The sequence below is a fragment of the Streptomyces shenzhenensis genome, from assembly GCF_021462265.1.
Classification (GTDB): Bacteria; Actinomycetota; Actinomycetes; order Streptomycetales; family Streptomycetaceae; genus Streptomyces; species Streptomyces shenzhenensis.
In genome coordinates this window covers 192,155-206,079 of the sequence record NZ_JAJONF010000001.1, presented here as the reverse complement: position 1 = coordinate 206,079, position 13,925 = coordinate 192,155, and the positions used below count along the sequence as shown (strand labels likewise).

The window sequence follows — 13,925 nt, the reverse complement described above, 5'->3', positions numbered from 1 at the left end:
GTGGTGGCCGGTCGCGCCCCCGCGGCGGCAGCAGCCTCTCGGATGCGGCACCGCGCCCCTTACGGGGCGCTTCGGAGCCGGGCGTCTCAGGACGGGGAAGATCAGCGCTGGCGATCGTGGACTGCCTCGATGTGTTCCGCCACCGCCACCACGATCACCCGGGTGTCCGGGACCGTCGCACGCCAGCGGTGGCGGACTCCGCCGGTGAGGTAGAGGGTGTCGCCGCGGCCGAGGCGGTAGGCGCGGCCCTCGGCCTCGATCTCCACGGCGCCGTCGGCGACATACATCAACTCGTCGTTGCGGTGCTGGAATTCGCGGCCGGCGTCGTGGTCGCCGGTGAACTCCGAGGCGTGCAGCTGGTGGTGACCGCGGACCAGGGAACGCACCTGGGGTGCGAAGTCCGGCTCGGTGGCGTCCTCGGCCCGTACGACGTCGACGCTGCACGCCGGGTCGGCGGCGGCGAGGAGTTCGACGGCCGTGGTGCGCAGGGCGTCGGCGAGCTTCTCCAGGGAGGTGCGGCTGGGGCGGGCCCTGTCGTTCTCGACCTGGCTCAGGAAGGGCACCGACAGGCCGCTGCGCTCGGCCACGACGGCGAGGGTGAGTTCCAGCGCGCGGCGGCGCCGCCGGACTGCCGCGCCCACCCGCACGGGCTGCTGGTCTTTGTGGTCGCCCATCGCTCCGGCTCCCTCCTTCGCTCGTCGTTCCGTCCTCCGGGTGCCCAGCCTCGGCCGGGTCCCTCCTGATGGGTTCTCTGCACCCTACGCATGTTCGGCAAACCGTTTCAGGCAGCCGTCACATCCCTGTCACGTCCGGTGAGTGCGACCCTCACGGTTCGCGCCAGTACACCGGACGGCCGGACCCGCCGGGCACCGGCTCCTCCTTCGGGATGAACGCGCTGACCAGAGGGCGGGACGGCCGTCGGGGCCGGTGATCGGCCCGGCCGGGGGACGGGCGAAGGCGCGGCTGCCGCCGGGGGAGGCGGGGGCGGTACCGGTCGGCCCGTCCGGAGGCGGGGTCGCAGGCGTACGCGGGCCGGCTCCCTCAGTCGGCCCACAGGCGCCGGCCCCCGTCCGCACGAGCAGACGCCCCATGAGTTCAATGCGCGGGCGGCCGCCGATGTTCCCGGCGCCGCCCCGGGCGCGGAGTGCCTGGTGGAGGCGGTGCTCCGGGCGGGCCCGCCGGACGGTGAAGCACCCCGGGCCGGCGCGGAGTTGAGGGCTGGCGCCGCGGCAGGGGGCGGCCGGTTCCCCGGGGTCGGCGTGGACCGCGGTGCCGTCGGGGACGCCCTCGGCGCAGCGGGAGCAGGGCGCGGCTCGCGTCGAACGTGCGGTCGGCCGTCCCGGCCGGCGGGGCGGAACGGCTTGGGCGGTGCCGTAGCGCTCTGTGGTTGGCCGGATCCTTCTCGCAGGCGTTGCCCCGTCCGCAGGGGCCGCCGGCGGGCCGGAAGGGAGGGCTGGTACCTGGGTGCCGGTCCATGGCTCCCGGCGCAGCGCCCGGACGCCGTCAGTGCCGTACGGCATGATGCGGGGCGTGACCGCACGACTGATGCTTCTCGACACCGCCTCGCTGTACTTCCGCGCCTACTTCGGCGTCCCGGACTCCGTGAGGGCGCCGGACGGCACGCCGGTGAACGCCGTGCGCGGGCTGCTGGACTTCATCGACCGGCTGGTCCGGGACCACCGTCCGGACCTGCTGGTGGCCTGCATGGACGCCGACTGGCGGCCGCGGTGGCGGGTCGACCTCATCCCCTCCTACAAGGCGCACCGGGTCGCCGCGGAGCACGAGAGCGGACCGGACGAGGAGGAGGTCCCGGACACCCTCGCCCCGCAGGTGCCGGTCATCGAGGAGGTTCTGGACGCGCTCGGCATCGCCCGGGTCGGCGTCGCCGGGTACGAGGCCGACGACGTGATCGGCACCTTCACCGCGCGCGCCGAGGGCCCGGTGGACATCGTCACCGGTGACCGCGACCTCTACCAGCTGGTGGACGACGCGCGCGGGGTGCGGGTGCTGTACCCGCTGAAGGGTGTCGGCACGCTGCAGACGACCGACGAGGCGTGGCTGCGCGAGAAGTACGGGGTCGACGGGCGCGGCTACGCGGACCTGGCGCTGCTGCGCGGCGACCCGAGCGACGGCCTGCCGGGGGTGCCGGGCATCGGGGAGAAGACGGCCGCCAGGCTTCTCGCCGAGTTCGGTGACCTGGCCGGGATCATGGCCGCGGTCGACGACCCGAAGGCGAAACTCACGCCGTCGCAGCGCAAGCGGCTGGACGAGGCCCGGCCGTACGTCGCCGTGGCCCCGCGGGTGGTCCGGGTCGCCGGTGACGTACCGCTGCCGGGCGTCGACACCGCGCTGCCCAAGACCCCCCGCGACCCGGCGGGACTGAACGCGCTGGCCGCTCGCTGGGGGCTGGGCGGCTCGCTGACCCGTCTGCTGGCGACGCTGGAAGCCTGACCCGTCGAAGGAATGCTTCCGGCAAAACCCGCTCATCAAGTGCTCATGGAAGAGGTGTTAACTGGAAGGGAAGTGCTAACTTAGGCAAACCTAACCAATTGAGCTGGGAGGCCGGTCATGGCAGAGCGCCCGGGACGTAAGCCGCGTAAGCCCCATTCCGCTCAGGTGGTGCGCACCGAGCGGTTGAGCCCGCACATGCAGCGCGTGGTCCTCGGCGGTGACGGACTGGCCGGCTTCGCCGCGGACACCTGCACCGATCATTACGTGAAACTCCTCTTCGGACCGGAGGGCGTCACCTATCCGGAGCCTTTCGACCTGGAGCGGATCCGCGCCGAGTTTCCCCGCGAGCACTGGCCGGTGACCCGGACCTACACCGTGCGCTCCTGGAACCCCGAACACCGGGAGCTGACCCTGGACTTCGTGGTCCACGGCGACGAGGGCCTGGCCGGGCCGTGGGCCTGCCGGGTCCAGCCCGGCGAGACCGTGCGCTTCCTGGGACCCGGCGGTGCCTACGCACCCGACCCGGACGCCGACTGGCATCTGCTCGCCGGTGACGAGAGCGCGCTGCCCGCGATCGCCCGCGCCCTGGAGTCCCTGCCGGCCGAGGCGAAGGCGTTCGCCTTCGTCGAGGTCTCCGGCCCCGAGGAGGAGCAGAAGATCGACGCCGACGTCGAGGTCGTCTGGCTGCACCGCGGCTCCCGGCCGGTCGGCGAGGCCCTGGTCGCGGCCGTACGGGCGCTGGAGTTCCCGGAGGGCCGGGTGCAGGCCTTCGTGCACGGCGAGGCGAGCTTCGTGAAGGAGCTGCGGGGGCTGCTGCGCGTGCAGAAGGGGATCCCGCGCGAGGACCTGTCGATCTCCGGTTACTGGCGCCTCGGCCACAACGAGGACGGCTGGCAGGCCTCCAAGCGCGAGTGGAACGCCCGGATCGAGGCGGAGCAGGAGAACGGCGCGGCCGCGGCCTGAGACGTGCGGGCCCGGCCGCACCCGAGGGTGCGGCCGGGCCCGCGCCGGCCGTTTCAGACAGAGCGCTGATACGACCTGAAGGTCCTGATCGACAGCCACACGGCCGCGACCGCCAGCGCCAGCAGCGCTCCGCCGCGGCCGAGCACCGCCCCCCAGTCGGGGTCCGCCGACATCGCCGAACGGCCCGCCACCATCGCCCAGTTGAGCGGGTTGAAGTCGGCTGTGTGCCGCATCCAGCCGGGCATCTGGGACGGCGCCATGAAGGCGCTGGACAGGAAGGTCAGCGGGAGCAGCAGGAAGGTGTTGATCCCGATGATCGACTCGCGCTCCCGGACCAGCATGCCGAGCGCGTTGGACAGCGCGCCGAAGATCGTGCCGAGCAGCACGGCGGCCACCACCAGGACGGCCGTGCCGCCGATCCCGCCCGGGTATTCGGCGCCGCCCAGCAGGCCGAGCAGCACGATGATCAGTGACTGGCCCGCGGTGACCAGGCCGTTGTTCACCACATTGCCGTTCATCAGCGCGGCCCGGCTGACCGGGGTGGTCAGGAAGCGGTTGAGGGTGCCGCGCTGGATCTCCTCCAACGTGCCCATGCCCGCCCACATGTTGGAACTGAGGGCGCTCATCACCACCACGCCGGGCACCAGGTAGTCGAGGTAGGAGGTGGTCCCGAAGCCGCCCAGCTCGACGACCTTCTTGAAGAGGTTGCCGAACAGGAACAGCCAGAACACCGGCTGGATCAGGGTGATGATCGCGTAGGCGGGCTGGCGGGCGAACACCAGCAGCTGGCGCTGGGTCATGTACCAGGTCTGGGATACGGCGTTGCTCATCGGGCACCTCCGGCCAGGGCGAGGGTGCCGGAGCCGTCGGCGGCGTCGGCCTCGGCGTAACGGCGGCCGGCGTAGCGCAGATAGACGTCGTCGAGGGAGGGCCGGGCGACGGTCGCCGACACCACGGTCACCCCGGCCCGCTCAAGGGCGGCGAGCAGCGCGGGCATCGCGGCGGCCCCGTCGTCGGCGCGGGCGCTGATCCGGCGCCCGTCGAACAGCACCTCGTGCACGCCCGGCAGCCCGGTCAGGGCGCCCGTGAGCAGGGTGCTGCCGGCTTCCCCGGGCGCCTCGCGGAGCTCCACGTGGACGGCGTCGCCACGCAGTTCGCCCTTGAGGGAGTCGGGGGTGCCCTCGACCACGACCCGGCCGCGGTCGACGATCGCGATCCGCTCGGCGAGCCGGTCGGCCTCTTCCAGGTAGTGCGTGGTGAGCAGGATGGTCAGGCCCTCCTCCCCGGCCAGCCGGCCGATCTCCTCCCACATCGCGGTGCGGGCCTCCGGATCCAGGCCGGTGGTGGGCTCGTCCAGGAAGAGCACCTCAGGGTTGTGGACCAGCCCGAGGGCCACGTCGAGCCGGCGCCGCATCCCGCCGGAGTACCCCTTGACCTGGCGGCCGGCGGCCTCGGTGAGGGTGAAGCGGTCCAGCAGTTCGTCGACGCGGCGGTCGAGAGGGGCGCCCCGCAGGCCGTAGAGCCTGCCCTGGAGCCGGAGGTTCTCGCGGCCGGTGGCGCCGGGGTCGGCGCCGGAGTTCTGGGCGACCACGCCGATCGCGCGGCGCACCCGGTCGGGGTGGCGCAGCACGTCGTGGCCGGCCACGGTGGCGGTGCCCGAGTCGGGGCGGGCCAGCGTGGTGAGGATCTTGACGGTGGTGGACTTGCCGGCGCCGTTGGGTCCGAGGAGCCCGAAGACGGTGCCGGGTTCGACGGTGACGTCCATGCCGTTGAGCGCGGTGACGTCACCGGGATAGGTCTTGATCAGCTGGCGCGCCTGCACTGCGGGCGCACGGGTGTTCATGACAGGGCTCTCCTGAGTGAGCGGATGACAGATGACAGGGGATGACAGCTGATCCGCTTGAGGAGCACCGGGCTATCCTGGGTGTGCCGCACCTCGATCGCCCGGATCTGCCTCACGGCGGGTTCAGCTCGGGGTTCGAGACCCTGGCGGAGCTGCTGCAACAGCTCTGCCGGGGTCTGTTTCCCGCTCGGCTTCCTCTACTGCTGGTCCACCTCCGTGAACTCCGGGGGCAGTTCGCCGGTTTCGTGGAACCGGCGCCAGCCCTCGACGCCCGGCAGCGAACCGTCCTGTATCTCCCGCACGAAGCCGCGGACCCATGCGGCCTGCGCCTCCAGCATGTGCAGGTGGTACTCGACCTCGACGACGAACAGCCGGGGCAGCGTCTCGTGCAGCTTCTCCAGCACGGCCCTGCCGCCGGCGACCTCCACCTCCAGGGAGCTCAGCCGCTGCTCCAGCAGGCGCTCGACCTCGTCCGGCGGCAGAGCGCCCATCAGCGAGAGCGCCGTCTCGAAGATCGGGTACTCCTTCGCCGGGACGGCCATGAGGTCGGACAGCCAGTGGATCATCTCCTCGCGCCCGGCGTCGGTGATGCCGTAGACCGTGCGCTCCGGGCGGTTGCCCCGCCGCTCCACGTCGGCCACCTCGACGAAGCCGTGCTTCTCCAGGTTCTGCATGACCGTGTAGAGCGAGCCGTAGTTGATCCGGGTGCTGGTGTCCTTGCCCTGCCGGCGCATGGTCTGGGCGATCTCGTACGGATGCATCGGCTTCTGCCAGAGGGTCGTCAGCACGACGAGCGCCAGGGGATTGCTGAGCTTGCGGCGCTTCGCTGCCATACCGACCTCCTCGCCTCCGAATATCCGTGGCCGAACATATCGCGAGTCGGCCAGAGACGTCAATACACACGATGTATCGCGTCTGAGGCAGATCCGCAAGAGAGTGAGGACTTGGGCCCGCCCCGGACACGCCGGCGTGACGCGTCCGAAACAGCGCGTCCCTAATTTCTGTCGCCCGACAGGAAATCTGCGATTCCCGTCCCAGACAGGAAGTCCGCCTGACAGGCAGGTGCCGCCGTGACGACACTCGACGACCGCTCCCTGGAGGAGTTCGGCTACCGCCAGGAGCTGCACCGCAGCCTCGGCCGGTACGCCTCGTTCGCCGCCGGGTTCTCCTTCATCTCCGTACTGACGACCGTCTTCCAGTTCTTCGCCTTCGGGTACGCCTTCGGCGGCCCGGTCTTCTTCTGGGCCTGGCCGGCCGTGCTGACCGGCCAGTTGCTGGTGGCCGCGTGCTTCGCCGAACTGGCCGGGCGCTATCCGATCTCCGGCGCCATCTACCAGTGGTCCTCCCGCCTGTCCAACCCGTCCTTCGGCTGGTTCGCCGGCTGGATCATGGTGATCGGGCAGATCGTGGTGGTCGCGGCGGCCGCGCTCGCGCTGCAGATGGTGCTGCCCGCCCTCTGGTCCGGCTTCCAGCTGATCGGCACGGATCCCTCGCCGGCCTCGGCCGACGGGGCTGCCAACGCCGCTGTGCTGGGCGTCGTACTGCTGGTGCTGACCACCCTCGTCAACATCGTGGACAACCGCGTGATGTCCGTGATCAACCGGGTCGGGGTGACCGCCGAGATCATCGGCGCGGTCCTGATCATCGTGCTCCTGCTCACCCACTCCAAGCGCTCCCCCGGCATCACCTTCCACACCGGTACGGCCGCCGAGGGCGGCCTGCTGGGCGCGCTGCTGGTCGGCTCGTTCACGGCCGCGTACGTGATGATCGGCTTCGACAGCGCGGGGGAGATGAGCGAGGAGACGCACCACCCGCGGCGTACGGCGCCGCGCACGATCCTCACGGCGCTGACCGCCGCGGGCCTGCTCGGCGGCCTGGTCGTCCTGGGCGGCCTGCTGGCCGCGCCCAGTCTGACCGACGGGCACCTGGGGGTCGACGGGCTCAGCTACGTGCTGACCAGCAGCCTCGGGGACGGGGTGGGGCGGGTGTTGCTGGCCGACGTGGTGGTGGCGATCGCGGTGGCGACGCTGGCGATCCAGACGGCGGCGTCCCGGATGCTGTTCTCCATGGCCCGGGACGGGCAGCTGCCGTTCGCCGGCCGGCTGGCGCGGGTGAACCCGCGGACCGGGATGCCGGCGGCGCCGGCCGTGGTGGTGGGGGTGCTGGCAGGTGCGCTGCTGCTGCTCGACTTCGGGTCACCGGACGCGTTCCTGGCGATCGGGACCACCTGCATCGTGATGCTGTATCTCGCCTACGCGATGGTGACCGGACCGTTGCTGGTGCGGCGGCTGCGGGGTGAGTTCCGGGTCGAGGGGACGGACGAGACCGGGGCCGCGCTGTTCTCGCTGGGGCGGTGGGGAGTGCCGGTGAACGCGGTCGCGCTGCTGTACGGGCTGGTGATGACCGTGAACCTGGCGTGGCCTCGGGGAGCGGTGTACGACCCCGCGGGGGGTCACTGGTACTTCCGGTGGTTCACCGTGCTGTTCCTGGCCGGGACCGTGGTGGCGGGCGGCGCCTGGCGGCTCACCCGCGCGGAGTCTCCGAGTGCGGTCGCGGTGCCGGAGGCCGTGGCGTAGCCGGCCGGACGCGGGTGCGCGGGGACGGGCCGCGCACCCGCGGCGGAACGCATGTCGCTACGGCCCCGCACCCCCGAGGGGGCGCGGGGCCGTAGCCTTGGCCGCACATGAGACGTAAGACTGCGGCCCCGCCCTCCCCCCTGCCCCAGCGCCAGGGGGTGGACCCCGTGCGGGTGCGGCTGCCCTTCGCCGACGGCTGGGCCACGGTCGGCGACTACCTGATCGAACGGCTCTCCGGGGCCGCTCCCGGCGCGGTCGCCGAGATGCTGGACTCGGGGCTGGTCGTGGGCGCGGACGGAAACCCCGTCGCCGCCCGCACGCCCTACTCCCCCGGCCGCTACCTCTGGTTCCACCGCGACCTGCCCCCCGAGGTCCCCGTCCCCTTCCCCCTCGAAGTCGTCCACCGCGACGACCACCTCGTCGTCGTCGACAAACCGCACTTCCTCGCCACCACCCCGCGCGGCAGTCATGTCACCGAGACCGTCCTCGCCCGGCTGCGGCGGGAGCTCGGGATTCCCGGGCTCGGGGCCGCGCACCGGCTGGACCGGCTCACGGCCGGGCTCGTGCTGCTGGTCGTGCGCCCCGAGGAGCGCGGGACCTACCAGACGCTGTTCAGCCAGCGGCGGGTGCGCAAGGAGTACGAGGCGATCGCGCCGTACGATCCTTCGCTCGCGGTTCCCCGCACCGTGCGCAGTCGCATCCTGAAGGAACGCGGGGTGCCCGCGGCCCGGGAGATCGACGGGGAACCCAACGCGGAGACCCTTGTCGAACTGGCCGGACACCGGGAAGGCCTGGGCCGCTACCGGCTCACCCCGCACACCGGGCAGACCCATCAACTGCGCGTCCACATGAGCGCCTTGGGGGTGCCGATTCTCGGCGATCCGCTGTATCCGGTCGTGACCGGCCCCGTGCCGGACGGTGACTTCCGGCGTCCGCTGCAACTGCTGGCACGGAGCCTGGAGTTCACCGATCCGGTCACGGGGGTGGAGCGCCGGCTGCGCAGCCGGCGGGCGCTGCGGGCCTGGGAGTCGTACGAGGACTGGGCAGCGCCCTGAAGGTGCGCGGGGCTGTAGGCGATGGTGCGGCCGCCGCCGCGTGGGCGCGACCGGCCACGACGGTGCCGCACCCGGCCGCCGGCCCGTCGCGGCGCTTCCCGCGGGGCACTCAGCTGCCCAGCCACCAGCGGCGCAGCCTGGGCCAGATGCCGCGTGGCGGGGCCGGTTCGGGGACGGTCATGGTCACGGGCACCGCCGGCCGGGGCGCGGGGGCCGGCTCCGGTGCTGCCGGGCGGGTCGTGCCGGCCTGCCAGTCGGTGCGCTGCGGGGGGACGAGGGCCGGGCTCGGCATGAGGGTGACGTCCTGCTTCGGCTTGGGGTCGAAGCGCACCGGCAGGTCCACCAGGTGCCGGGAGGCGATCGAGGCGCGCCAGCGCAGCTCCTCCTCGTCGCAGTCGAGCTGGATGTCGGAGAGCCGGGTCAGCAGCTGGTCGACCCCGACGTCGGCGATGGCACGGCCGATGTCCTGGCCGGGGCATTCGTGCGGGCCGCCGCCGAAGGCGAGGTGGGAGCGGTTGCCCTGCATGTTGGCGCTCAGGTCGGGGCGGACGCGCGGGTCGACGTTGCCCGGCGCGGGCGCGTAGAGCAGTCCGTCGCCCTTGCGGATGCGCTGGCCGCCGAGTTCCGTGTCCTGCTTGGCGAAGTAGGCGAAGACGGTGCTGAACGGCGGCTCGTCCCACAGCGACTGCTCGATCGCCTCGGGCACGGTCATCTGGCCGCCGTTGAGCTGGGCGCGGAAGCCGGGTTCGGTGAGGACCATGCGCAGTGCGTTGGCGAGGAGGTTGGCGGTGGTCTCGTAGGCGGCGATGAGGACGACCCGCAGGTGCTGGGCGACCTCGTCGTCGTTGAGCCGGGCCGGGTGGTTGATGAGGTGGCTGGCGAAGTCGTCCTCGGAGCGGGCCCGGCGCCGGGCGGTGAGCCGCGTCAGACAGCCCATGACGTACTGGTTGCTGGCGATCGCGGTCTCGGTGCCCTTCAGCATGTCCCGGGCGGCCTCCACGATCCGGTCGTTGTACTCCTCGGGCATGCCGATCAGTTCGCACATGACCGCCATGGGCAGGTGCTCGGAGTACTGGGACACCAGCTCGGCGCGGCCCTTCTCGCAGAACTCGTTGACCAGCAGCTGGGTGTAGCGGCCGATGAGGCGGCGGATGCTGCGGTGGTCGATGGTGGTCATGGCGCCCGTGACGGCCGCGCGCAGCCGCATGTGTTCCTCGCCCTCGGCGTGCGAGCAGATGGGCTGCCAGGCGATGTGCGGCATGAGGGGGTGGTCCGGCTTGACCATGCCCTCGCGCAGCGGGGTCCAGATCCGGCTGTCCCGGGTGAAGACGGCGGGGGTGCGGACCATCTGGAGGTTCTCGGTGAGCCCGAGGACCACCCAGACCGGTACGTCGTCGTGGAGCAGGACGGGTGCCACGGGGCCGTGTTCCTCGCGCAGCTTCTCGTACAGCTCGCCCAGGTGGTCCGCGTCGGCGCCGTAGAGCCGCTGGAGTCCGCCGGGGCCGCGGTCGTGCGCCGGACAGCCGGGCGGCGGGACCGGGGCCGGATCCGGGACCGGGTCGGTGCTGGTACCGGCCGGGAAGGGGGATTCAGGCGTCACAGTGATCGCTCCGAAGAGATCCGAAAGAATTCCAGAGAATCCAAGAGAATCCGGGAGAATCCGGAAGGAATGTCAGGTGAGCGCGCCGGACATGGCGAGCGAGTGCAGGAAGCGCATCAGGGTCATCAGGACGTCCCGGCTGGAGGCCCGGCGGCGGGCGTCACACTCCACGATGGGGACGTCGGGGGGCAGGTCCAGCGCGGTGCGCAGTTCCTCGATGGGGTAACTGGGCGCGTCAGGGAAGGAGTTGACGGCGACAACGAACGGCACGCCGCGTTCCTCCAGGCGTCCCATGACGTCGAAGCTGACCTCCAGGCGCCGGGTGTCGATGAGGACGACCGCGCCGAGGGCGCCCTCGAACAGCCCGTTCCACAGGAACCAGAAGCGTTCCTGGCCGGGGGTGCCGAAGAGGTAGAGGACCAGTTCGTCGGTGATGCTGATGCGGCCGAAGTCCATGGCCACGGTGGTGGCGGTCTTGGAGTCGGAACCGTAGTTGTCGTCGACGCCGATGCCCGCCTGGGTCATGGTCTCCTCGGTGGTCAGCGGTCTGATCTCGCTGACGGAACCGACCATGGTGGTCTTGCCGACCCCGAAGCCGCCCACGATCACGATCTTCACCGCGGCCTGGGCGGTGTGCGGCAGGTGGTCCTCGCTGCGGGGGCCGGGAATCGTGTCAGAGCCTTTGAAGTCCATGCATCACCGCTTCGAGAAGTGAACGGTCGGGGAGCGCCTGGCGGACGATCGGGGCGCGTGCCTGGACCAGTTCGGCCGTGATCAGCTCGGTGATCAGCGCCGTCATCGCGCTGAACGGCAGGTTGAGGTAGGCCGAGAGTTCGGCCACGGACAGGGGGGCCAGGCAGAGCCGGAGCAGCGCCGCCTGCTCGGGGGTGACGGACGGCGGCGGGGCGGCGCGTGCCACGATCAAGGTGACCAGGTCGAGTTCGGCCCGGGCGCCGTCGGCGCCGCTGATGACGTAGAGCCGTTCGGGGTTCTTGTTGTCGCCGTCCTCGCCGCTCTCGGGGGTGGGCGGCGTGGACGGGGGCGGGGGCGGGGGCGGAACGTCCGGCCTGGACCGGCGCCGTTTGCGTTGCGGAGGAGTCATACGGTCTGCCCGTTCCGCCGGGGCGGACTGGTGAGGTGGGCGCCGATGCGGACGACGAGATCGCGCATCATCTCGCTCATCCGGCCCGGTTCGCAGGTGACGTCGGCCAGCACGGCCAGATAGGCGTTGGCGCCGGCGGACATGAGGTAGAAGTAGCCCCTGTCGATCTCGATCAGGACGAGGTTCATGTCGCCGTTGCTGATGGGGAGTTCCTGGGCGACGGCACTGGCCAGGCTCTGCACGCCCGCGCAGGCGGCGGCGAGCCGGTCGGCGGCGTCGGGGTCGCCGCCGTGCCGGGCGATGCGCAGGCCGTCGGCGGAGAGCACGACGATCATCTCGACGCCCGGTACACCGTCGGCGAGTTGCTTGAGCATCCAGTCGAAGTTGCCTCGCTGCTGGATCACTTGAGGTCCCCCTCGTCGTCGGCTTCGGTGCCGGCCGGATCGTTGATCAGATGCAGGTACTTGGTGGGGTTCCGGGTGAAGTCGGTGGGGTGGACACCCGGGTTGTTCTTCTTGAGCCCCTCCCAGAAGGCATCGACCCAGAGGCCGGGCTCGCGGCGCTCGGGCTCCGGCTTCTCGGGCTCGGGTTCCTTGTGCTGCGACCAGATGGTCGGGGTGCCCTCGCGTTCGGCACGCTCGATCGCGGCCTGCTCGGCGATCCGCTGGCTGAGCGGAGTCTTCATCCGGCTGCGCCGCTGCGGCAGGCCGCCCGCCGTCCATTCGGTGACCTCGGGGACGTCGTCCTCCATGGAGATCCCGGCGGGGATGCGGGGGCTGGTGGGGCGGCGCCGCTTGGGCGGGCGCTTGGGGCCTTCGAGGGCGCCGAGTTCGGGCTGGGGGATGCCGGTGGCACCGATGCCGTGGGCGATGCCGGGGGCGGGGTCGGTGGTCATCATGTCGCTGGGCACGATGAGGACGGCCCGGACGCCGCCGTACGCGGAGGCGCGCAGCGAGACGTCCATGTTGTACATCTTGCACAGGCGGCCCACGACCGAGAGGCCGAGGCGCGGGTTCTCGCCGAGGACCTGGATGTCCTTGCCCTGCTTGGCCTTCGCCAGCAGGCCCTCCAGACGGTCGCGGGCCTCCTCGTTGAGGGTGACGCCGGCGTCCTCGATCTCGATGCAGACGCCGGACTGCACCTCGACGGCGGTGACGTGCACCTTGGTGGAGGGCGGCGAGTAGCGGGTGGCGTTGTCGAGGAGTTCGGCGGCCGCGTGGATGACCGGCTCGACGGAGGTGCCCTTGATGTTGACCTGGCAGATGGAGTGCAGTTCGATGCGCCGGTACTCCAGGATCCGGGACATGGCGCCGCGCAGCACGCTGTAGAGGGCGACCGGGTTGGGCCACTGGCGGCCGGGGCGGCCGCCGCCGAGCACGGAGACCGAGTCGGCGAGGCGTCCGATCAGCGCGGTGCCGTGGTCGATGCGCAGCAGGTCGTCGAAGACCTCGGGGTTGCGGCCGTGGTCCTCCTCCATCTCCCGCAGTTCGTGGGCCTGCTGGTGGACGATGGCCTGGACGCGCCGGGCGACGCTGACGAACGAGCGCTCCAGGGAGTCTCGCTGGAGGTCCTCCTCGTCGATGATGTCGAGCATGACGCGGATCAGCCGGCGCTGTGACTCGGGGGCGTTGCGCATCCCCGGGTCGAGGTCGAAGAGCTGGCGGACCACCTCTTTGGGCGACTCGCCGGCTTTCAGCCGGTAGAGCGCGGTCGGGAAGACCTCCCGGCCGAGTCGGTCGATCTCCGCCTCGCTCACGGTGAGGCACTGTTCCAGATACGTACGGTGACGTTCGTGTTCGGCCTGGGCGTCCCGGAGCCTGCGGCCGCGGCGCACTGCTTCCGCCGCCGTCACGAGCACCAGCAGCATGCCGACGGCCCCGCACGCGCCGACGGCGGCCCGGGCGGACTCCGCCACCAGGACGACGGCGGCGGCGGTCGCCGCCGCCATCAGTATGGCGGGCAGCAACAGCACGCGCGCCAGGGACAGTTCACGGCCATTGGGAGGCGATTGCACACTCACCATGTATGCCTTCTGAGACGAATCGGCTGGGTGTCGGGGAAGTTCGCATGGGGAAGGTTCATGGAGCAGTCTGGATCTTCCGTATGATTGGGAACAGGCGCACGAATTCATCTCAACTCGGTGCGCCGCGGGCGAGCTTAGTCCGACCGGATCAACGCCATGTCATATTCGGCGAGCACCTGAAAACGCCCACAGGACCGGAGTAGCCTCGGTCGTTTTGCACGCAGGGCATTCATTCGAACGCAGTCCGTCATGGCGTACAGGTGTGCGGGATCACTCACCGTGATGAGTGAAAGGAGCCGCCGGAGCGAGACC

The 13,925-nt window shown here is 71.3% G+C and carries 13 protein-coding genes; 4 read left to right on the top strand and 9 right to left on the bottom strand.

The features are described from left to right. Positions 1-101 precede the first annotated feature (101 nt). The gene (locus LQ326_RS00935) at positions 102-674 is read right to left on the bottom strand and encodes a helix-turn-helix domain-containing protein (RefSeq protein ID WP_234531467.1); all 573 of its coding nucleotides are present in this window, start codon (positions 672-674) and stop codon (positions 102-104) included. Positions 675-1,521: 847 nt separating this feature from the next. Between LQ326_RS00935 and LQ326_RS00930 the strand changes: the two genes are divergently transcribed. Further along, positions 1,522-2,451 carry a 5'-3' exonuclease gene (locus LQ326_RS00930; protein ID WP_234531887.1) on the top strand — a complete coding sequence of 310 codons (930 nt, stop codon included), beginning with the start codon at positions 1,522-1,524 and terminating at the stop codon, positions 2,449-2,451. Between the two features lie 117 nt (positions 2,452-2,568). After that, positions 2,569-3,414 (top strand): siderophore-interacting protein, encoded by an 846-nt coding sequence (locus tag LQ326_RS00925; RefSeq protein ID WP_234531466.1) that lies wholly within the window; start codon positions 2,569-2,571, stop codon positions 3,412-3,414. Positions 3,415-3,467: 53 nt separating this feature from the next. Here the strand turns inward: LQ326_RS00925 and LQ326_RS00920 are convergent, their stop codons facing one another. From LQ326_RS00920 to LQ326_RS00910, 3 genes are all read right to left on the bottom strand, one after another. After that, positions 3,468-4,244, bottom strand: a complete 777-nt coding sequence (locus LQ326_RS00920; RefSeq protein WP_234531465.1) for an ABC transporter permease — start codon at positions 4,242-4,244, stop codon at positions 3,468-3,470. Then, positions 4,241-5,257 (bottom strand): ABC transporter ATP-binding protein, encoded by a 1,017-nt coding sequence (locus LQ326_RS00915; protein WP_234531463.1) that lies wholly within the window; start codon positions 5,255-5,257, stop codon positions 4,241-4,243. The genes LQ326_RS00920 and LQ326_RS00915 overlap by 4 nt, the downstream gene beginning before the upstream one ends. A gap of 197 nt (positions 5,258-5,454) precedes the next feature. Beyond that, positions 5,455-6,090 (bottom strand): PadR family transcriptional regulator, encoded by a 636-nt coding sequence (locus LQ326_RS00910; RefSeq protein WP_234531462.1) that lies wholly within the window; start codon positions 6,088-6,090, stop codon positions 5,455-5,457. Positions 6,091-6,327: 237 nt separating this feature from the next. On the opposite strand from LQ326_RS00910, the gene LQ326_RS00905 reads away from it, so the two are divergent. Both LQ326_RS00905 and LQ326_RS00900 read left to right on the top strand, forming a co-directional pair. Then, positions 6,328-7,833: an amino acid permease gene (locus tag LQ326_RS00905; RefSeq protein WP_234531460.1), complete on the top strand. Its 1,506-nt coding sequence runs from the start codon at positions 6,328-6,330 to the stop codon at positions 7,831-7,833. A gap of 107 nt (positions 7,834-7,940) precedes the next feature. Next, the gene (locus LQ326_RS00900; protein ID WP_234531459.1) at positions 7,941-8,888 is read left to right on the top strand and encodes an RluA family pseudouridine synthase; all 948 of its coding nucleotides are present in this window, start codon (positions 7,941-7,943) and stop codon (positions 8,886-8,888) included. A 109-nt stretch (positions 8,889-8,997) separates the two neighbouring features. Here LQ326_RS00900 and LQ326_RS00895 read toward each other — a convergent pair whose 3' ends face one another. From LQ326_RS00895 to LQ326_RS00875, 5 genes are all read right to left on the bottom strand, one after another. Further along, a complete protein-coding gene (locus tag LQ326_RS00895) occupies positions 8,998-10,488 on the bottom strand; it encodes a cytochrome P450 (RefSeq protein ID WP_234531458.1) in 1,491 nt (496 codons plus the stop codon). A gap of 72 nt (positions 10,489-10,560) precedes the next feature. Then, positions 10,561-11,181 (bottom strand): GTP-binding protein, encoded by a 621-nt coding sequence (locus LQ326_RS00890; RefSeq protein WP_234531457.1) that lies wholly within the window; start codon positions 11,179-11,181, stop codon positions 10,561-10,563. Continuing rightward, positions 11,162-11,590 carry a DUF742 domain-containing protein gene (locus tag LQ326_RS00885; RefSeq protein WP_234531456.1) on the bottom strand — a complete coding sequence of 143 codons (429 nt, stop codon included), beginning with the start codon at positions 11,588-11,590 and terminating at the stop codon, positions 11,162-11,164. The genes LQ326_RS00890 and LQ326_RS00885 overlap by 20 nt, the downstream gene beginning before the upstream one ends. After that, positions 11,587-11,994, bottom strand: coding sequence for a roadblock/LC7 domain-containing protein (locus tag LQ326_RS00880; protein WP_089103096.1), 408 nt, complete (start codon positions 11,992-11,994; stop codon positions 11,587-11,589). Before LQ326_RS00880 ends, LQ326_RS00885 begins: the two co-directional genes overlap by 4 nt. Then, positions 11,991-13,613, bottom strand: coding sequence for a sensor histidine kinase (locus tag LQ326_RS00875; protein WP_234531455.1), 1,623 nt, complete (start codon positions 13,611-13,613; stop codon positions 11,991-11,993). Before LQ326_RS00875 ends, LQ326_RS00880 begins: the two co-directional genes overlap by 4 nt. Positions 13,614-13,925: the final 312 nt, after the last annotated feature.